This window comes from Nonomuraea composti (genome assembly GCF_012034275.1).
In the GTDB taxonomy this organism is placed as follows: Bacteria; Actinomycetota; Actinomycetes; order Streptosporangiales; family Streptosporangiaceae; genus Nonomuraea; species Nonomuraea composti.
Genome location: NZ_JAATEP010000012.1, coordinates 1 through 18894, shown reverse-complemented (window position 1 = coordinate 18894; position 18894 = coordinate 1). Strand labels below are relative to the sequence as shown.

The window sequence follows — 18894 nt, the reverse complement described above, 5'->3', positions numbered from 1 at the left end:
GCGCTCCAGGAAGCAGCCACGGTACCGGAGGACGTCGCGCCTGCCGCTCGGTGCCGGGCCACGACCAAGGAAGGCCGGCCATGCTCCATCGACGCGCGCCCTTCAGGGTTGTGCCATGTCCACGACCCCGAGGTGCAGTGCGGCGGCACGACGAGGAAGGGAAAGATCTGCGTCGTGCCCACGGGCGGTGGCAGATGTAAATACCACCTCGACCAGCCCCAGGATGTCCCCGCCCCTGCTCCCTTGTGGCTTCCCGATCTCGACGCGTCAGGGGGAGACCAAGTACGAGAGAAAGGGATAGTCATTGTCGCTGACCAGGGCGATCACGGTTCCGCCCAGCGTGGCGCACGGCCACGATGGGCCCTGGCAGGATGCGGGCCAAGGTGACCGACGTCGAGATCCGTGTCGCCCGGCCTCGATGTAGTCCCCGGGGGAAGTTTCCGACGGATTTGCTTGACCTGCGGTGATACATGCGGCCTGGACGGCAGCCGGGGCAGATCAGCCGCTGGTCCTGGGGGCGAGCAGGCTGATGATCTCGGCGATGGCCTGCGGTGAGGGCTTGAAGTAGCGGCGCAGGTTCTCCGGTTTCTTGTGCCGGGATCTGGCCATCAGCATCAGCAGGCTCGCGCCGGTCTTGCCCAGGTGGGTCAGCGCCGAGTGGCGGAATTCGTGCAGATCCCAGCCGGTGCCGGGGCCGTTCAGCGCGGTGTGCTGGTCCAGCAGGGCGCGGGCCTGGCCGTAGGACAGGCGGGCCAGGCCGGTGTCGGGGCAGAGGTCGCGGGGCTGACGAGTTTGCCGGGGCCGGGGCGGCGGTGGGTGGCGAAGATCGGGCCGCGGGTGCGGCCTTTGAGCAGGCGGGGCAGCAGGTGGGCGGTACCGGCGTCCCAGTAGACGGTCTCCAGCACGAAGTCCTCGCAGGCCGGGCCGCGGCGGCGGGTTTTGGCGCGGGCGTCCTTGGCCTTGACTCGTGCCTGGCGGGCGGTCAGGTCGAGGTCTTCGATGTTGAGGGTGAGGATTTCCTCGGCCCCGGGGCGGCGGTCTCGTACAGGAGCCGGTAGAGGTTTTCTCGCGGACGCCGACGTCGCTGCAGGCGATCAGCCGGTCGATCGCGGTTCTGGAGCGGGCGGGGGTCTGGCTGTCGGGTGCGGCCAGCCGTCGGACCCAGGCGGGCACGGCGGGGGCGGTGTGGCCGTGCCCGCGGCGCTTCCTGGTCGGCCTCCGCTCGGCTCTGCCGGGGTTGACTGGCAGGAGCAGCGGTTGGCGCTGAGAATGATCTTGGGTGCGTGAGGTTGTGGTGCCCGGTTCTGATCAGACGATCATGGCTGAGGGGCGACTGTCTCGTCTTGAGCTCGGGTCGTAGACTCCAGTAGGCGGTGTTTTCTCCCTTGATGGGAGGTCCGGAGGTGCTGGACGAGTGGGAGGCGACCGCGCTTGCGGCGCTGCTGCGGGAGCTGGCCGACCGGATCGGGGACGACCGGCTGGGCGCTGAGGCGCGGCGGATGGCCGACGCGCTGCGAGAACGCCTCGGTGGCGGCGGCCGGGGCGGTGTGATGCCCGGCGAGGACGCCGAGGCCCGCCGGAACCGGGCGGCCGGGCGGGACCAGGAGGCCGAGCAGCGCGATCGCGCCGCTCGCCGGCGCGATGAGGAGGCCGAGCAGCGCGATGCCGCCGCCGTCGAGCGGGACCGCGAGGCGCATGCCGGCCAGGAACGGACCGACGCGGCCGACCGGGCCTTCCATGATGTGCTGTGGGCGGCCGAACAACGTGATCACGCCGTCGATGAGCGTGACGCCGGCGGGCCGGGCGACGGCGGGGAGAGCGTCGTGGTGCGGCAGCAATGGCGCGATGCCCGTGAGCACAGCCACGAGGACCGCACGATGTTGCGTGAGCAGTGGGAGGGGACGGTGCGCCGGCAGCGGAGGGAGGCCCAGACCGGCGAGCAGGCCGCCCGGCAGGATCGGCGGCAGTCGCACGAGGACCGCCGAAGCGCCGCGCTGGACCGGGCTGCGGCCGAGAGCGATCGGGACGCGGCCCTGGCCGATCGGGAGCAGGACGAGATCGAGTGCCAGATGTTGAGGCCGCCCCGGCCGGATCATGTTCTGCAGCGTGTGCGCGACGCTCGCGAGCGCGCGCGGGCCGGCGTCGAGCGGGCCAGGCAGGCGCGCGAGCAAGCGGTGGAAGCTTGCCGCCGGGCCGAGCGGTTGCAGGCCCTGTGCTCAGCGGTCGGACCGATCCCGGAAGCTGAACAGGAGCGGGCCGGTGAATGATCGACTGGGCCGGGGGCACCGTGCTGGACGGCTTGCCGGTCGCCGTGCCCTGTCTGGGCATGCCGGACGTGCGGCACGCGCTTGCCGGAGGCTCGGCGCCGACCACTCCAGAGCACGAGCGATCATCATGCCGCACTCCGGGCGGCGGCTGGAGATCGTGCGCGTCAGGCGCTCCACCAGCAGGGCCATGACCTGGCGGGACGACATCATCGGCAGAGGCTGTGCGCCGCTGTTGGGCGGGGGACGGCTGACCTGCGGTCGGCGGGCCGCGACGACCGGCCGGTCGTCCCGAGCCGGATCACCACCGCGATGCGGGAGGGGCACGCTAGGCGGGGCGGGGCCTGGGCTGTCCGGGGGTGGGCTGATCGGTCCAGTCGCTGAGGAGTTGGTCGAGGCGGGTGGGGTCGAGTGGTTTGGCGAGGTGGGCGTCGAATCCGGCCGCGCGGCTGCGTTCGCGATCGGTGTCCTGGCTGAATCCGGAGACGGCGATCAGGCGGGTGCTGCGGTGGGTGGGGGTGCGGCGCAGCCGGCGGGCGACGGTGTAGCCGTCGGGGTCGTCGCCGAGGGCGAGGTCGCACAGGATCAGATCGAACGGCTGGTGGGCGGCGGCGAGGGCGTCGGCGCCGTTGGTGGCGATGGTGACGGTGTCGCCGCGCTGGCGTAGCAGCACGACGTACATGGCGGCGAGGTCAGCGTTGTCCTCGACGAGCAGGACCCGCATCGGCGCCCGGATGGGGGCCGGCGCGGGGCGCTGCTCGGCGCTGTCCAACGCGGCGTCGGTGAGCGGGAGCCGAACGGTGAACGTGGCGCCGGTCCCGGGACCGTCGCTGTGGGCGGTGGCGGTGCCGTCGTGCAGCGTGGCGATGCCGCGGACCACGGCCAGGCCCAGGCCCAGCCCGGCGGGAGCACTCTGGCCGGATGTGCCGGCACGCACGAACGGGTCGAACAGGCTCGCCGCCGCCTCAGGCGCGAAGCCGGGTCCCTGGTCGCGCACGCGCAGGAAGGCGTGCCCGGCGTCGGTGGTCACCTCGACGTGGACGGGGATGTCGGTGGGTGCGTGTTTACGGGCGTTGTCGAGCAAGTTGCTGATCATTTGGGCGAGGCGGACCGGGTCGCCGTCGACGGTCGCCGGCCTGTCGGGCAACGCGAGATGGATCCCGGCGGTGCCGGGGCGGGTGGCTTCGATGTCGCGGACGGTGGCGGCCACGAGCGTGCGCAGATCCAGCGGCCGGCGGGCGACCTGCAGCTGGCCGGTGACGGCCCTGGCGGCTTCGAGCAGGTCGTCGGTCATCCGGGTCAGGGCGGTCAGTTGCCGGGCGAGTACGGCGCGGGCCGGATGGTCGGGGATGTCCAGCCCGAGGACGTCGAGGGCGGCGCGAGCTGATGCGAGGGGATTGCGCAGTTCGTGGGACAGGGTGGCGATGAACCGGTCCTTGGCCTGCTGCTGGGCTCGCAGCGCGTCGCCGGCGGCGGCCAGTTCGGCGTTGACGCGCTGCAGTTGCCGGTTGGCGTCCTGCAGTTGGCGGCCGCGGGTGAACAGGTCGGCCTCCATCTGCTCGACCCGGGTCTGCAGCGCCGCGGCGACGCGTTGCTGCTCGTGGCCGTGACGGCGTAGCTCGACCAGGTCGGTGACATCCTGGACCCGGTGGACGATGAACGCCACGCTGCCGTCGTCGGCGAAGAGCGGGGTGTTGACCGGGCTCCAGTATCGCTCGACGAACTCGCCCTCGGGGGTACGGATGTCATAGCGCTGCAGGGCGAGGGCGTCGGGCCGGCCGGAGTCCACCACCGTCTGCAGGGATCGGCGCAGGTTGCGCACGCCGTCGGCGTCCGGGTCGTCAGGGTTGTCGGGGAACACCTCGAACATCGGCCGGCCGGCCACCGCCTCCCGGTCGATCATGGTGGCCTCGGCGTAGGCCTGATTGATGGTGACGATGGTGAAGTCCGCCGTCATGATCAAGTACGGCGACGGGAGTGCCTCGAACAACCGTTCGTAGTCCAGCGCCCATTCGCTCGCGGAGGCCATCACGGGTCCAGCCGGTAACCGATGCCGCGCACGGTGGTGATCCGCGGGCTGGTCGCGCCGGCCATGGCGAGTTTGCGGCGCAGCCGGTACACATGCTCGACGACGGACGAGCCGTCCTGCTGGTCGGGGTCGGCGCCCCACACCGCGCTCAGCAGCTGGCCGGTGCTGAACACCTGCCGGGGCTGGGAGATCAGCAGCGCCAGCAGCCCGTACTCCAGCGGTGTCAACGCCATCGGCGCGCCGTCCACGGCGACCTCTCGTGACCGGGTGTCGACGGCCAGCCCGCCGACGCGATGCACCGCCTCAGCAGCCGGGGGGTGCGCGCGACGCAGCACCGCCCGGATCCGGGCAGCCAGCTCCGGCAGGGAGAACGGCTTGACGACATAGTCGTCGGCGCCGAGCTCCAGCCCGACGACGCGTTCACGCTCCTCGACCCAGCCGGTCAAGATGATCACCGGCAGGTGACGGCCGGCGCGTACCCCGCGCAGGAAGTCCAGGCCGTTGCCGTCGGGCAGGCCGAGATCCAGCACGAGCAGGTCGACGGGGTGGGTGCGCAGCAATGCCGCCGCACCGCGGGTGTCGCCGGCGGTATACATCCGAAATCCGTCGCGGGTGAGGTACGCGGTGGCCATCTCGACCAGGTCCGCCTCGTCTTCCACCAGAGCGATCACCGGCCGCGTCACTGATGTGCGCAGCGGCTCGTGCGCCGGTGAGTCGTTGACCGGCCGGTCATCCCGCGTCGATGCGGCGCCCATGTGGTGAGGGTAACACCGAAGACTGTCACGCTTGCCGCCGCACCTGGAGCCGCCATGCCGCCACCGAATGATCCCGCCGTTTCGTGCGCCGTGCGAAGCATCGACGGGCCCGGCACCCCGCGGCAGCATCGGGCACCGCAGGCGAGGGAGCACGACACCGCCGCCCTGGCGGGAGCGGAACGCCTGCGCCGGCCGTACGAACGCGCCGGCCAGCTCATCAAGCGGTCCAAGCAGCGCATCGAGCGTGCCGGCCAGCTCCTCAAGCGTGGCGACCAGCTCCTCGATCATGCCGACCAGCGCATCGCGCATGCCAGCCGGCTCCTCGCCGCCACCAGCGACCGCCTGTCGTCACGCCAGGCGGCGGCGCCGATCGGCACCGGCGAGGTCGCCGGATCCGCCGCCGGTCACGGCAGAGAAGGGACAGGGGGTGACGGGAACGCTGGCTTCAGCCAGAGAGCCGAGCCTTTTCCACAGGTAGGGGTGGCTGTGTCTAATCGGCGATTCGGGGACGGGCAAGTCGCACCTGCTGATCGCGCTGGGCACCGAGGCGGCGACGGCCGGGTTCAAGGTCGAGCACATCCTGGCGGCCAAGCTGGTCAACGAGCTGGTCGAGGCCGCCGATGAGAAGGTGCTGACCAAGACCATCGCCCGCCACGGCTACGTCGACCTGCTCGCCAACGATGAGCTGCGCCACAGGGAACTTGCTCGTCGCGGGGTCGAACTGCTGTTCAAGGCGTGACCGAAAGGGAGGGAAGCAGCAGTGTCGCAATCGCGTCAAATGAGTCGTTTCTAAAGGCTGGATCAAGACCTTCACCGGGCCTAGGCTCTGCGCAGCCATCGTGGACCGGCTCACCTACGACAGGGAACATCATCGAGACCGGCACCGACTCCTACCGGCTCACCCAGACCACTCGCGCCCAGCTCGAAGCCGCTGCGGCGACGCGCAAGGCCGTCGGCTAACCCTTCTTCCCACCCTTCCTCGACAACGCCTCCTCCTCCGCTGGAAGGAGCGGGTCAAGCTGCAGCGCCAGCAGCGAAGCAAGGACGAACGATCTTGACGCGGAACGAACAACGGCGATTGTCTCAGCGTCGGGGAGAGCATCAAGACATCAAGGAGATCCTGATGCGGGACGAACACGATGCGCCCAGCAGCCGGTATGAGGAGCGGGCGCGGATCGCGCGTCATCGGGCCGAGACTGCAGGGTTTCGGGCAGAGCGCGCCCACACTCGCGTCGAACGCGCGACTCAGCGCCTGACCGATCTGACCGCCAGATACCTGCCATGGTTCAAGGACGGTTCGGCTGGCATGGATCCGGCGAGCGCTCCAGGCACCGACGAGTAGTTCAGCAGTCGAGCCCCGGAGGGGCACGGCTGACCCGCAACCTCCATCGCGCAGCCTGCGAGGCGTTCGACTGTGCATCCCTCGCGTGCCCGGGTCGTCAAGCGTTCCGGCTGTTCAGGCTGTTGTAGGGCCGGTCGGCCTGGTGAGGCAAACAGACCGGCAACGGCCGCTCAGTCGCCCGATCCGGGGCATAACTCCAGCAGCGGCGCTCTCCCCCGGGGGAAGGCCTGGCCTCACCGGCACAATCATCCGCCAGGCCCAGGCCGCCGGCCTGCATGACGCAAGCATCAGCGACTACGTCATCGAGCGCCTTGACGAGCAAGATCCCGGCAACCGGGAACAGGACGCGGTCCTCACCCTGGGTCGCACCGGCGGACGAGCCGAATACCGAACCCCACGCCGAATGGCGCTACCACAAGGGACAACGCCGTGTGACGGCCCAGCTCGATCAAGGAGTCCAGGGAGCGTCATACAGCGATGAGTGGCGCTCGCCCCGTCACCGGCCGCCCGGGTACGCGGCCGGCACCGAATCGTCGCTGGAGGTGACCTTCAGCCGCAGCTTGTCCCGGAGCGGGTCAAACCGCCTCCTGCCTTTCCGCCTGACGTCGGGCCCTGGACTTCGCGATCCTGGCCCTGATGTTCTCGATGACCGCTTGATCGGGGGCTACATTCACTGGACCGCCCTGCGGGCCAGAAACCTCGACCGCTTTCACTGGGCGCCATTCCTCTGGGTGCATGCGCGCGAGCAGTTCGAGGGCGACGCGCCCGTTCGGAGGTGTCCATGCCCGCTCCTCCGACCCGTCAGGGCGGACAACTTCCCGGACCAGCGCACCGCCCTTGGCGTCGGCGAAGGCGGCCGAGACGAGGACATGCGCAGCACGCGCGCGTGCGCGCGTAAGGGCCTCCCGAAACTCCCGATATTCGGGTGGTGTGTCCTCTTCCTCTCCACGGGCCATCCATCTGTGGACAGTGGATCGGCCCACGCCGCACAGGTCGGCCGCGGTACCGAGGAAGTGGCCCGCCTCAAGGTGCCTGCACAGCTCGTCACGCAGCTCTGGGGTGAGTTTGGAAGGGCGGCCCATTACCTGCACCCCTGGTGGCGAGCGGCCAGCAGCCGGCGAGCGTGAGCAGCACCCCGATGGGCGACGCCGGGGTCGGTCACGCCTCGCGTACGAGGAACGGGCAGGGCCGGGCGTGCAGCGGTGGGGCGCAGCCCGTATCGCATGAGAAGGGTTACGGCGTCGGCAGCCTTGCGCTCCGAGTCGGGCAGACCCCACTCGGCCAGGAGGAGAGCCAGGGCATGCTGGGCGCCCGTGATGGTGGCGGCCATCGCGGTGGTCAAGACAAGAACCTCCGTACTGGGTGATCGGGTGAAGCAGGGAGGCAGACTGCCAGGCTGCCACTGTCCGTACACGTAGGGGGGAAATGGCAATCTGGCAGTCTGCCCAGGTCAGGCGTCTGACGTGTTGGCATCCTGGGGCAGGGAGAGCCACCATTCGCGCTTGCGGTTGGGGCCGGAGGGCATCTGCTCGGCGATGACGCCGAGGCTCCTGCGCGCCCGATGGAGGGTCCGCTGGCTGATGCCGTGCGCCTGTATGGCCTCTTCCTCGATCTCCCGTGTGAGGGCCTTCTGGCCGCCCTCCAGGCGAACCTTCAAGAACTCGACCGCGGTCATCTTCTCCTGGCGTTCCTCGCCGCTCAGCGATTGGCCGAGGATTTCGGAGACGCTGCGATCGGACTCGCCCTTGAAGACAAGGCGGCCCACGCCCGTAGGGCCTTTCCGGGTCTGGATCTCCACTTGCTCGATGGCGTAGGCCAGGGACGGCAAAGCGTCCTCACCGCCGAGCGAGTTCTTGGTCTGGGTCATCACTCGCGTCCCGTCGTCAGGGTCCCGCGCGAATCCGAACACGGCGCGGGCGACGTTCTTGAAAGCCCCTGAGCCCGTGATCAGCGACGAGGCGTCGGTCCCGCTGCTCTTGTTGAAGTGCGCGATCCCGAGGAGGACTGCACCGGTCTTGTCGGCGACACGAGCAAGCGGGTCCAGCGCCTTGCGGACGTCGCGTTCTTTATGGGTGTCGATCCCGGCCCCTATCAACGACATGAGGGGGTCCAGGACGACGAGGGCGACGTCGTGCTCGGCGATGACCTCGCGCAATTCCTCGTTGTCGCGGGGCAGGCTGACCGTACCGTGCGTGCCCTCTGCCTCCACCGCTTCGACCCGGTACACGCGGTCCAGGTCTGCTCCCGCCGCCATCAGGCGCGGGACGAGGGTATGCGCCCACGAGTCCTCGACCGCGACATAGAGCACCGATCGCGGGGTGCCGTAGAACGTCCCGGGAAGGGTTCCGCGGGTGATGCAGGCCGCGAGCCAGATACCGAAGGAACTCTTGCCTGTGCCTTCACGGCCTGCGACAACAGTGAGCGCGCCAGCCGGAATGCGACAAGCCTCTCCGTCACGCCATGCCCAATCGAGGAGTTCTGGTTCGATCAGCGAGGCACGGGTGAGGTGGAGCCGCCGAGGCTTCGCCGGTTCGGGGTCCCCGAGAAGGGCAGCCCGAACGGCGTCTCCAGCGCCCAGTTCTGCCGGAGTCATGCTCATGCCACACCTCGCTCGTGGCGGCGCGGGCGGTCACCCGGCCGGGCCTGGCGGAACCGCTCGCGCGGCCCATCCCACCGGACGAGTTCGAGTTCGCGGTAGGACGGCATGTCCGCAGTGGCACGAACCTTGCGGGCGATGGCGGCCCAGTAGACGGCCATGTCGTTCTCGGCGCGGCCGTATCCAGTCTCCTCGCCGGCGGTGAAACCGAGGAGGTACCCCTGGCGGAAGGCGTCACGCTCCCGCTGGTGCTGTTCCTCCAGGTCGCTGAGCAGGCGGCGAAGCTCGTCGGCGGGTACGCTGGGGTGATCGGGGCTGCTGAAGGCTGCCGAACTCTGGGGGCGCTCCTTGTGGCGAGGGGCGCCTCTCTCTATGTCACGCTGCACTGCTGATGACCTCGACTTCGATCTCAGGGGCGTTGAGCAGGGCCTGACCGCGTAGCCAGGCGACCGGAACGCGGTGGATCGCCCCGACCTTGGTGGCAGGGATCTGCCCCTCCCCGATGGCCTTGCGGATGGTGCGCTCGTCGGCACGCAGGATGCGGCTGACCTCGGGCACGGTGGCGAACAGCTTGTCGCCGAGTTTCTCGATCGTCATGCGCCCTCTCCCTTCTTGCTTGTGCCGGTCAGCCATGTCTCCACGTCCGGCCGGTGGTACCGGACCAGGCGTGGCCCGACGCGGTGAGGCCGGGGACCGATGCCGTTGCGTGCCCACCGGCGGACCGTACTGAGGGAGACGCGGGCGAGACAGGCCAGTTCGGCCGAGGTCAGCCAGTCCTCAGAGCGTTGTGCTCTGGGGTGACAGGTCTTGGGGAAGTTGTCATGCACGATCATGATGATGCAGAGCTGCTTGCGGGATGTCAACTTGGGCCATATTGTGCTTCTGTGTCACAAGAGGAGTGGGCGGGCGACCTGGCCCGCATGATCGCCGGGGAAGTACGCCGACATCGGCAGCGCCGGGGGCTGAGCGCGCAGCAGCTCGCCGATGCATGCGAAGAGGCGGGGTATCCCATCGCCCGGTCGGTGCTCGCCAACTTCGAGAACGGCCGGCGGCCCACCGTCAGCGTGGCCGAGGTCGTGGTTCTGGCGCGAGTGCTGAGGGTCCCACCGATCCTGCTGCTGTTCCCGCTGGGGCAGGCCGAGATGGTCGAGATCGTCCCGGGCGTCCATACGACGGTGTGGGACGCCTTCGACTGGTTCGTGGGCAGCGCACCCCTGCACTGGCGCAAAGACGGCAAACCATCGTCACCGGCCACGACCACCGGCAAGGACATCAACGTATGGCGTGAGGAGGTGCGTCCGCTCGACCTGCTGCGGGAGAACCAGCGCTACATCCGGCAATGGCGACACGAGACCGAGATCGCTGCTCACCAGCGCCGTGCCGTGGAAGAAGCGGAGGACGAGGAGGTTCGCCGTTGGCGCCGTGAAGCGGCGGAGACCCATGCGCAGATTGCCCGCCAACTGGAGTATGAGATCGCTAGAACCCGCAAGGAGATGCGGCATCTCGGGTGGACGGCGATCCCGTCGCTGCCCGACAAGCTGGACCACATCGACGTGTTGATGCAAGACGGACCAGAGGAGGTTGAGTGAGCAGTTCGACCAAGCGGAGACGATCGCCCGGGGAAGGGTCGGTCTTCAGCTACAAGCTGTCCAAGGGGCAGGTACGGTACGGCATCAAGTTCATCGCCACGCTGCCGGACGGATCGGCAAAGCAGGTCCTGCGGCGCCGCGACGAGAACAACCAGCCGTGGCTGACCCAGACGGACGCGCAGAAGGCCCTGCGCGAGGCCCTCGGCAAGGTGGACAAGGGCGAGTTCGTCCAGCCCAGCAAGCAGACCCTCGGGGCGTACCTCGATGAGTGGGTCGCCGGGCTCAGGCTCGAATCGTCAACCCTGGCCAGCTACAAGAAGAACATCCGGCTCCACCTCAAGCCGTACGACATCGGCAAGGCCACCCTCGCGGCCCTGACCGGGCCGAAGCTGACCGCGCACTACCGTTACCTGGAGGAGAGCGGCCGGAAGGACCACAAGGCCGGCGAAGGGCTGTCGGCCCGCACCGTTCGGTACGTCCACACGATCCTGAGCGCCGCGCTGTCTGAGGGCGTGGACGCCGGCCTGCTGGGCCGCAACCCGGCGGACAAGGCCAAGCCGCCCACCGCCAAGCAGGCCAAGGCGCCCGAGATGCACCCGTGGACGGCGGCCCAGCTCAAGGACTTCCTGGCCTGGTCGCGCGACCACAGTCACCTGCACGTCGCCTGGCACCTCCTGGCGCACACCGGTATGCGTCGCGGCGAGCTGCTCGCACTCCGCTGGCGGCACATCGACCTGGAGACCGGAACGGTCAGTGTCCGCCGGTCGGTGGGTGTCGTGCGGATCAAGGGGGAGGGTGCCGTCGTGAAGGAGGGCGACACCAAGACCGCCAAGCCCCGCGTGGTCGATCTGGACGCGGCCACCGTCGCGTTACTCAGGGCGTACAAGCGCGAGCGGGGCGGGATGGCCCTACAGCTCGCCCGGGACGACGCGCTCGTCTTCGGCGACCAGGAGGGCAACCACCGGCACCCCGAGCGGTTCTCGCGGGGCTTCCAGGACCAGCTCGGCCGCTGTGCGAGGGCGTTCGAGAAGGCCGGCTGCGAGGCGCTGCCCCGCATCCGCGTGCACGACCTCCGCCACACCCACGCCACGATCCTCCTCATGGGCGGCAAGCCCGTGAAGGTCGTCTCCGAGCGGCTCGGCCACGCGGACCCCGCCATCACTCTCCGGGTCTACGCTCATGTCATGCCCGGCAATCAGCGAGAGGCCGCCGACTGGTTCGCGGCCCTGGTCGAAAGCGCGTGATCCTCGTGCTCAGGCCCACAAGTATCAGCGGAGTATCACGGCTCGTTCTGGAGGCGGAAATGAAAAAGCCCCGAGCCTGTGACCTGCACATTCTCAGGGCCTTCATGGTGTCCGAGGGGGGACTTGAACCCCCATGCCCATCACTGGGCACTAGCACCTCAAGCTAGCGCGTCTGCCTATTCCGCCACCCGGACTTGGTGCCTGTCACGCGGGACCGTCATCCCGCGTCGGCTCAGTAAGGTTAGCAAACTCTGAGGAGTGCGTCATACCAAGAATCGGTACCCGGCCAGAGATACCTCTCAAGGCCCGTGGTTAGGGCGGTCCGGGGCTCCGGATGGGGGTCTCGTGAGGGTGGCCGCTGGGGGTTGGGTGGGTTGGGGATGGTTTGCGGGGTGGGGAGTTGGTGAATTCCTGGGACTCCGCCGAAAAGGCCTTGCGACAACCTTGGGTGCTGCTACGGTTACGGACCGTTGAGGGGTGAGTCCACGGACCGGCCTCACGACGTGAGGCCGGTTCTGGAGCTCGGGAGGGCAAGTGACGCGCGTGGCGGTGCAGCGGCTGAGGGCGATGGCCCGTGCTGCGCGCCGCCCGCGCGTGACTGTCCAGGCTGTCCCGGCTCAAGGCTCGGCCGCCGTGCTGGGTGACCGGATGGCGCGGTTCGCGGCCGGTGCCCGGCGGGTCGTCGTGCGGGCAGTCGCGATTGGCGCCCTGGTGGCCGCCGGGTGGCTGCTTGCTGTGCTGTTCGGCATGCTCACCGCCGCTCCGGCGGCCGCGGACGCCACCGCGGCTACACGGGCGGCAACGAGCTCGGGCGGCGACGGCACCGCGGCGACAGGGGCGGCAGAAAGCTCGAGCGGTGACGGCATTGCGGCGACGCAGGGCCTGGCCGCCGTGCAAGACGGGTTCACCGCTCCCCTGGGCGTCTCGGCGTCGGACAACGCCGAGGCCATGGCGGGGCGTACGGTCGACGGCCTCAACAGTCAGCGGGACCCTGGCCTGCCCGCACCTTCCTCCGCCGGGAAGATCCTGGACACCGATGGTCTGGTGCCCAACGGCGGCGGCAGTGGTCCCTTCGGGCCTGTGACCGGGGAAGTCGTGAGGTCCGGTTTCGACCCGCGGCTCCAGGCAGGCCGCGCCCCCCTGGCGCGCCTGCTTCCCCCCGTCGTCCGCACAGCGGCGGACGACCCCTCCTTCTCACCTGACTGATCCCCGCACCTGGACGCCGGTTCGGAGCCGCGCCAGGGCGATGACGGTGATGACGCGCGATGAGCATGAACGTCACCGAGAAGTGACATCTTCCTGAGCGAAGCGGTACCCGTTTCCGGTGGGTCCGAATTTCCCATGGTGACGCGGCGGAGTGTGGCTTCGAATCCCTCCGCCCGTGGGTGAGCACGTCAGTTCCCGTTCCACCGGTTCGCGCATCCCGAGTTCCGCTGTGCACGCGATTGAACGCGTGCCTCCGGGCTGCCCGCGAACCCGTTCAGGTAATCCCCCCAAGAACCACTAGGAGCATTCATCATGCGTACGTGGGCGAAGGCATCGAGCCCCGCGGCTCTGCTGGCCGTGGCCGTCATGTCGTTCGGCACTCCCGGCGCCGCGCTGGCCGACACCTCCGGCAACGGGTCGGTCGCCGGCGGCAACCAGGTCGACCTGCCGATCTCCGTGCCGATCGACATCAGCGGCAACTCCGTCGCCGCCGTCGGCAACGCGGAGGCCACCTCCCAGGGCGGTGCCGAGGTCGTCAACCAGGGCCGTTCCGGCATCCCCAACACCACCTCGGGCAACGGCTCGGTCGGCGGCGGCAACCAGGTGAACGCGCCGATCAGCGTTCCGGTCAACGCCTGTGGCAACGCGGTCTCCCTGGTCGGCAACTCCGACGCGGGCTGCAAGGGCGGGGCGACCGTCCGTACCCAGGGCAGGGGTGGCGCGGGCGGCAACCGGACGTCCGGCAACGGCAGCGTGCTCGGCGGCAACCAGATCACCGCGCCCATCTCCGCGCCGATCAACGCCTGCGGCAACGCGGTGGCGATCTTCGGTAACGCGACGGCCGGCTGCACGGGCGGCGCCGCCGTGCACAACACCGGGCCGGGCGCGGGCGGCAACCGTACGTCGGGCAACGGCAGCGTGCTCGGCGGCAACCAGATCGTGGCGCCCGTCTCGGCGCCGATCAACGTGTGCGGCAACTCGGTCGCCGCGGTCGGGAACGCGTTCTCCGGCTGCCGCGGCGGCTCGACCGTCACCAACGACGGCGGGCCGGGCGCGCGTTACCACGCGCGCCACATGGCGGCGGGCTCGACGGGCAACGACACTGACGGGCGCTTCGGGGCCGGCAGCGGCAACCAGGTGGTGGCGCCGGTCAGCCTGCCGGTCGACGTCTGCGGCAACGCCGTGGGCAACGCGTCCGCCGGGTGCAAGGGCGGCTCGAAGGTGGAGCACTCGGGCTCCGGCGGAAACCGTACGTCGGGCACGGGCGGCGTGCTGAGCGGCAACCAGGCGGTCGCGCCGGTCAGCGCCCCGATCGACGTCTGCGGCAACGCCGCGGCGGTGCTGGGGCACGCGTTCGCCGGGTGCAAGGGCGGCGCGGTCGTGCACAAGTCGGGCCGGAACGCGGGCGGCAACCGTACGTCGGGCGCCGGTGGCGTGCTGAGCGGGAACCAGGCGGTCGCGCCGATCGCGGCGCCGATCAACGTCTGCGGCAACGCGGCCGCGGTGCTCGGCCTGTCGGAGGCCCGCTGCCGGGGCGGCGCGGGCGTCTGGGCGCGTGACGGGATCGGCGCGGGCGGCAACCGTACGTCGGGCGCCGGTGGCGTGCTGAGCGGGAACCAGGCGGTCGCGCCGATCGCCGCGCCGATCAACGTCTGCGGCAACGCCGCGGCCGTCCTGGGTGACGCCGCCGCCGGATGCCTCGGCGGGTCGAACGTCGGCAGGCCCGGGGCCCAGCGTCCCGACGGGTTCGAGCGCTTCGCCCGCGCCAACAGCAAGGTCGCGGCGGCCAAGGGCGGCATGCTGCCCATCACGCCGTCCCTGCCGGTGCTGGGCGGCGCCCAGGAGGTCGGCGGCAAGGTCGGCCAGGTCACGCAGCAGGTCCAGGCGCTGGGCGGTGCCGCCAAGGTGACCAAGTCGCTCCCGGGCGCCGGTGCCCTGACCCGGCACGTCGAGGGCGTCGGCAACCTCGACGGCGTCACCAAGCAGGTCGAGGGTGTGGGCAACGTCACCGGGCAGCTGCCCGTCGTGGAGGACGCGTCGAGGACGCTGGGCCTGCCGCACCTGCCCGAGCTGCCCGGCCTGCCCCTGAGCCCCGGCAAGCCGGCCCGCCAGGCGGCCTCGGCCCCGGTCGACGGCAAGGGCCGCGGCGCCGCGTCGGGCCCGGCCTCCGCGCTCGCCCCGGCCACCGGCCTGGTCGCCTCCACCCCCGCCGGTGGCGCGGTGGCCTCGGCCACCCGCAGCCTGCCCGTGCCGAACGTCGGCCTGATGAGCGCCGAGCAGCCCGCCGGCGTGACCGGCATGAACGCCGGCTCGGTGCTCGCGCTGCTGCTCGGCTCGATGCTGGCCGCCTCCGCGACGCTGTTCGGTGCGGCCCGCCGGTTCCGGTTCGGCCGTAAGTAAGGAATCAGCTAGTACGTAACACCGTACGGCTCCTGCTCACAGCCTGTGAGTAGTCCGCCATAGACGCTTTGCCCGTTCCGGGGGCGCGGCCCGGGGCGGGCAAAGCCATGTCCGGGGTCAGAGCGTGCTGCGTACTCGCATGATCTTCCGCCGCAGGCGTACGTGACGGCTGCCGTCGGGGTGCACGCGGACGCGCGCGAGCTCCCACTGTCCGTACTCTGCGTGTTCGGTGAGCAGTTGACGTGCTGCTTCGCGAGTGAGATCGCGTGGAATGAAGATATCCATGTAGGAGTAGTCGAGCACAACGATTAGTCTCCAGGGTGAGTCAGGGCGCCATGCCGCTCGATGGGCCTTATTCTGCGTGCTTGTGGGTGGACCCGGAAGCGAGTGGGTAGCCCGGGGGAAGGAAATTTCCGCGAGTCGGGTTACCTTTCAGTCTGTGCCGACTCCCGGCAGGGGGATTTGCTAGCGAACAGCGAGGTAGGAAGCAGCGTGCCAGCCAAGAACGGCAGCGCCGGCAGAACACGCCTGGTGATCGTCGAGTCGCCGGCCAAGGCGAAGACCATTGCCGGGTACCTCGGGCGCGGCTACATCGTCGAATCGAGCATCGGTCACATCCGTGACCTGCCGGAGAGGGCCGACGACATCCCCGAGAAGTTCAAGGGTGCGCCATGGGCCCGCCTCGGGGTGAACGTCGAGCACGGGTTCGAGCCGCTGTACGTCGTCAACCACGACAAGCGCTCGCAGGTCGCCAAGCTGCGGCAGCTGCTGAAGGACGCCGACGAGCTCTATCTGGCCACCGACGAGGACCGCGAGGGCGAGGCCATCGCCTGGCACCTGCGCGAGGTGCTGAAGCCGAAGGTGCCCGTGCACCGCATGGTCTTCCACGAGATCACCCCGCAGGCGATCCGCGACGCCGTGGCCAACCCGCGCGACCTCAACCTCCGCCTGGTGGACGCCCAGGAGACGCGCCGCATCCTCGACCGCCTCTACGGCTACGAGGTCAGCCCCGTCCTGTGGAAGAAGGTCAAGCCGAAGCTGTCGGCCGGCCGGGTGCAGTCGGTGGCGACGCGGCTGGTGGTGGAGCGCGAGCGGGAGCGCATCGCGTTCACACCGGCCCACTACTGGGACCTTCAGGCACTGTTCGACACCAACAAGCCGGAGGAGCGGCCGCGCGACTTCACCGCGACGCTCACCCAGGTCGACGGCAAGCGGGTGGCGCAGGGGCGCGACTTCGCCAGCACGGGGCAGCTCAAGAGCGGCTCCGACGTGCTGCACCTGTCGGAGGCTGCCGCCGGTGAGCTGGCCGGGCGGCTCCGGGGGGCGTCGTTCGCGGTCAGGTCCGTCGAGCGCAAGCCGTACACGCGCAAGCCTTACGCGCCGTTCCGGACGACCACATTGCAGCAGGAGGCCAGCCGGAAGCTGGGGTTCTCCGCCAAGTACACGATGCAGGTCGCGCAGCGGCTCTACGAGAACGGGTTCATCACCTACATGCGTACCGACAGCATCACGCTGTCGGAGACGGCGGTGGCGGCCGCGCGCTCGCAGGCGATCAAGCTGTACGGCGCCTCGTACGTGCCGGACAAGCCCCGCGTCTACGCCAGCAAGGTGAAGAGCGCGCAGGAGGCGCACGAGGCGATCAGGCCGTCGGGCGAGGAGTTCCGCACGCCCGGCGAGACCGGGCTGTCGGGCGACATGTTCCGGCTCTACGAGCTGATCTGGCAGCGCACGGTGTCCTCCCAGATGAAGGACGCGGTGGGCGAGTCGGTCACGGTGAAGGTGGCCGGGCGCTCGTCGGGCGGGGAGGACGTCGAGTTCAGCGCGTCCGGCCGGACGATCACGTTCTACGGGTTCCTCAAGGCGTACGTGGAGGGGGCCGACGACCCCGCCACCGACCGCGACGACTCCGAGAAGCGGCTGCCGAACCTGGAGGAGGGCGACGCGCTCAGCGTGACCCGCCTCGACGTCGCCGGCCACTCGACCAAGCCGCCCGCCCGCTACACCGAGGCGTCGCTGGTCAAGGAGCTGGAGGACCGCGAGATCGGGCGGCCCTCGACGTACGCCTCGATCATCGGCACGATCCTCGACCGCGGCTACGTGTTCAAGAAGGGCACGGCGCTGGTGCCGTCGTTCCTGGCGTTCGCCGTGGTCAACCTGCTGGAGCAGCATTTCGGCAACCTCGTCGACTACGACTTCACCGCCGAGATGGAGAAGGTGCTCGACGACATCGCCAACGACCGGGCGGAGCGGGTGCCCGAGCTGCGGCGCTTCTACTACGGCGCCGACGGCGACGAGGGCCTGAAGGAGATGGTCACCGACCTCGGCGACATCGACGCCAAGGAGATCAGCTCGTTCCCGGTCAAGGGCACCGACATCGTGCTGCGGGTCGGGCGTTACGGGCCGTACCTCGACAGGGACGGCGCGCGGGTGAACGTGCCCGAGGACATGACGCCCGACGAGCTGACGGCGGAGAAGGCGGAGGAGCTGTTCTCGCGGCCGACCGGCGACCGGCAGCTCGGCCAGGACCCGGCCACGGGGCACATGATCGTGGCCAAGGACGGGCGCTACGGGCCGTACGTGACAGAGGTCCTGCCCGAGCCGGCCGCCGACGAGGAGGCCCCGAAGCGGCGCACGAAGAAGGCCGACGCGCCGAAGCCGCGCACGAGCTCGCTGTTCAAGTCCATGTCCCTCGACACGATCACGCTGGACGACGCGCTCAAGCTGCTGTCGATCCCGCGGGTGGTGGGGGAGCTGGAGGGCGAGGAGGTCGTCGCCCACAACGGGAAGTTCGGCCCGTACCTGAAGAAGGGCACCGACTCGCGGTCGCTGGCCTCCGAGGACGACCTGCTGACGGTCACGATCGAGCAGGCCAAGGAGCTGTTCGCGCAGCCGAAGCAGCGCGGGCGGCGGGCCGCCGCGGCGGCGCCGCTGCGGGAGCTGGGCGCCGACCCCAACTCCAAGAAGCCCGTGGTGGTGAAGGAGGGCCGGTTCGGGCCTTATGTGACCGACGGCGAGACGAACGCGTCGCTGCGCAAGGGCGACACGGTCGAGGACATCACGATCGAGCGGGCGGCGGAGCTGCTGGCCGAGCGGCGTGAGCGGGCTCCGGCGCCGAAGAAGACGGCGGCCAAGAGCACGACGGCCAAGACCACCACGAGGAAGGCGCCCGCGAAGAAGGCTCCGGCGAAGAAGCCCGCGGCCAAGTCGTAGACACCCCTGAGGTGCTATTTCCGGAATTTCCGGAAGTAGCATCATGGGTGTGATCGTGGTGATCTTCGTTGCCCTGGTGCTGCTCGTGCACGGGTACCTGTGGCATCGGCTGGTGCGTCAGACGACCCGTCCCGGGCGCTGGCGCAAGGCCCTGACGTGGGGGCTGGCCGGGCTGCTCGCGGTGCTCGTGACGACGTTCGTGGGCACGAGGATGGGGCTGGAGAGCTGGGTGGCCTGGCCCGGCTACGTCTGGCTCGCG

Annotated in this window: 16 protein-coding genes, 1 tRNA gene and 1 pseudogene; 9 read left to right on the top strand and 9 right to left on the bottom strand. The window is 69.8% G+C overall.

Features of this window, described 5'->3' with window-relative positions; translation table 11 throughout:
• Window positions 1-698: 698 nt before the first annotated feature.
• Window positions 699-905, bottom strand: a complete 207-nt coding sequence (locus tag HCN51_RS58115) for a hypothetical protein (protein ID WP_206067177.1) — start codon at window positions 903-905, stop codon at window positions 699-701.
• 498 nt (window positions 906-1403) lie between these two features.
• On the opposite strand from HCN51_RS58115, the gene HCN51_RS18460 reads away from it, so the two are divergent.
• Window positions 1404-2267, top strand: a complete 864-nt coding sequence (locus HCN51_RS18460; RefSeq protein WP_168010807.1) for a hypothetical protein — start codon at window positions 1404-1406, stop codon at window positions 2265-2267.
• A 325-nt stretch (window positions 2268-2592) separates the two neighbouring features.
• Here HCN51_RS18460 and HCN51_RS18455 read toward each other — a convergent pair whose 3' ends face one another.
• Complete coding sequence (locus HCN51_RS18455) at window positions 2593-4293, bottom strand: hybrid sensor histidine kinase/response regulator (protein ID WP_168010806.1); 1701 nt, start codon at window positions 4291-4293, stop codon at window positions 2593-2595.
• A complete protein-coding gene (locus tag HCN51_RS18450) occupies window positions 4293-5357 on the bottom strand; it encodes a response regulator (protein ID WP_206067176.1) in 1065 nt (354 codons plus the stop codon). Before HCN51_RS18450 ends, HCN51_RS18455 begins: the two co-directional genes overlap by 1 nt.
• 175 nt (window positions 5358-5532) lie before the next feature.
• On the opposite strand from HCN51_RS18450, the gene HCN51_RS62985 reads away from it, so the two are divergent.
• A complete protein-coding gene (locus tag HCN51_RS62985; protein WP_428981542.1) occupies window positions 5533-5787 on the top strand; it encodes an ATP-binding protein in 255 nt (84 codons plus the stop codon).
• A 315-nt stretch (window positions 5788-6102) separates the two neighbouring features.
• Window positions 6103-6390, top strand: a complete 288-nt coding sequence (locus HCN51_RS18440) for a hypothetical protein (RefSeq protein ID WP_168010805.1) — start codon at window positions 6103-6105, stop codon at window positions 6388-6390.
• A 1450-nt stretch (window positions 6391-7840) separates the two neighbouring features.
• Here the strand turns inward: HCN51_RS18440 and HCN51_RS18435 are convergent.
• From HCN51_RS18435 to HCN51_RS18420, 4 genes are read right to left on the bottom strand one after another with little or no spacing between them, the layout of a single operon-like run.
• Window positions 7841-8989, bottom strand: a complete 1149-nt coding sequence (locus HCN51_RS18435) for an AAA family ATPase (RefSeq protein ID WP_168010804.1) — start codon at window positions 8987-8989, stop codon at window positions 7841-7843.
• Window positions 8986-9372: a hypothetical protein gene (locus tag HCN51_RS18430; protein WP_168010803.1), complete on the bottom strand. Its 387-nt coding sequence runs from the start codon at window positions 9370-9372 to the stop codon at window positions 8986-8988. Before HCN51_RS18430 ends, HCN51_RS18435 begins: the two co-directional genes overlap by 4 nt.
• Entirely contained in the window at window positions 9362-9583 is a 222-nt protein-coding gene (locus tag HCN51_RS18425; protein WP_168010802.1) for a helix-turn-helix domain-containing protein, read from the bottom strand. The genes HCN51_RS18430 and HCN51_RS18425 overlap by 11 nt, the downstream gene beginning before the upstream one ends.
• Window positions 9580-9819, bottom strand: coding sequence for a helix-turn-helix transcriptional regulator (locus HCN51_RS18420; RefSeq protein WP_168010953.1), 240 nt, complete (start codon window positions 9817-9819; stop codon window positions 9580-9582). The genes HCN51_RS18425 and HCN51_RS18420 overlap by 4 nt, the downstream gene beginning before the upstream one ends.
• A gap of 51 nt (window positions 9820-9870) precedes the next feature.
• Between HCN51_RS18420 and HCN51_RS18415 the strand changes: the two genes are divergently transcribed.
• Entirely contained in the window at window positions 9871-10575 is a 705-nt protein-coding gene (locus HCN51_RS18415) for a helix-turn-helix domain-containing protein (protein ID WP_168010801.1), read from the top strand.
• On the top strand, window positions 10572-11819 hold the full coding sequence (locus HCN51_RS62290; protein WP_168010800.1) for a tyrosine-type recombinase/integrase: 1248 nt from the start codon (window positions 10572-10574) through the stop codon (window positions 11817-11819). The genes HCN51_RS18415 and HCN51_RS62290 overlap by 4 nt, the downstream gene beginning before the upstream one ends.
• Before the next feature lie 105 nt (window positions 11820-11924).
• Here the strand turns inward: HCN51_RS62290 and HCN51_RS18405 are convergent.
• Window positions 11925-12013: transfer RNA gene (locus HCN51_RS18405), tRNA-Leu, on the bottom strand.
• A 340-nt stretch (window positions 12014-12353) separates the two neighbouring features.
• Here HCN51_RS18405 and HCN51_RS18400 point away from each other — a divergent pair.
• Window positions 12354-13025: a hypothetical protein gene (locus HCN51_RS18400; protein WP_346433701.1), complete on the top strand. Its 672-nt coding sequence runs from the start codon at window positions 12354-12356 to the stop codon at window positions 13023-13025.
• 312 nt (window positions 13026-13337) lie between these two features.
• Window positions 13338-15425 carry a chaplin family protein gene (locus HCN51_RS18395; protein ID WP_168010799.1) on the top strand — a complete coding sequence of 696 codons (2088 nt, stop codon included), beginning with the start codon at window positions 13338-13340 and terminating at the stop codon, window positions 15423-15425.
• 117 nt (window positions 15426-15542) lie between these two features.
• Here the strand turns inward: HCN51_RS18395 and HCN51_RS18390 are convergent, their stop codons facing one another.
• The gene (locus HCN51_RS18390; protein ID WP_080044299.1) at window positions 15543-15728 is read right to left on the bottom strand and encodes a DUF5703 family protein; all 186 of its coding nucleotides are present in this window, start codon (window positions 15726-15728) and stop codon (window positions 15543-15545) included.
• A gap of 189 nt (window positions 15729-15917) precedes the next feature.
• Between HCN51_RS18390 and topA the strand changes: the two genes are divergently transcribed.
• Window positions 15918-18635 carry a type I DNA topoisomerase gene (topA, locus tag HCN51_RS18385; RefSeq protein ID WP_168010798.1) on the top strand — a complete coding sequence of 906 codons (2718 nt, stop codon included), beginning with the start codon at window positions 15918-15920 and terminating at the stop codon, window positions 18633-18635.
• Between the two features lie 49 nt (window positions 18636-18684).
• Window positions 18685-18894 (top strand): annotated as a pseudogene (locus tag HCN51_RS18380) (metallophosphoesterase); the annotation flags it as partial.

What these genes read in the sequence shown, in the direction of transcription:
- HCN51_RS18455 (WP_168010806.1), bottom strand. Translation starts at nt 4,293, where the DNA reads ATGGCCTCCGCGAGCGAATGGGCGCTGGACTACGAACGGTTGTTCGAG.
- HCN51_RS18450 (WP_206067176.1), bottom strand. Translation starts at nt 5,357, where the DNA reads ATGCGCGATGCGCTGGTCGGCATGATCGAGGAGCTGGTCGCCACGCTT.
- HCN51_RS18435 (WP_168010804.1), bottom strand. Translation starts at nt 8,989, where the DNA reads ATGAGCATGACTCCGGCAGAACTGGGCGCTGGAGACGCCGTTCGGGCT.
- HCN51_RS18425 (WP_168010802.1), bottom strand. Translation starts at nt 9,583, where the DNA reads ATGACGATCGAGAAACTCGGCGACAAGCTGTTCGCCACCGTGCCCGAG.
- HCN51_RS18420 (WP_168010953.1), bottom strand. Translation starts at nt 9,819, where the DNA reads ATGATCGTGCATGACAACTTCCCCAAGACCTGTCACCCCAGAGCACAA.
- HCN51_RS18395 (WP_168010799.1), top strand. Translation starts at nt 13,338, where the DNA reads ATGCGTACGTGGGCGAAGGCATCGAGCCCCGCGGCTCTGCTGGCCGTG.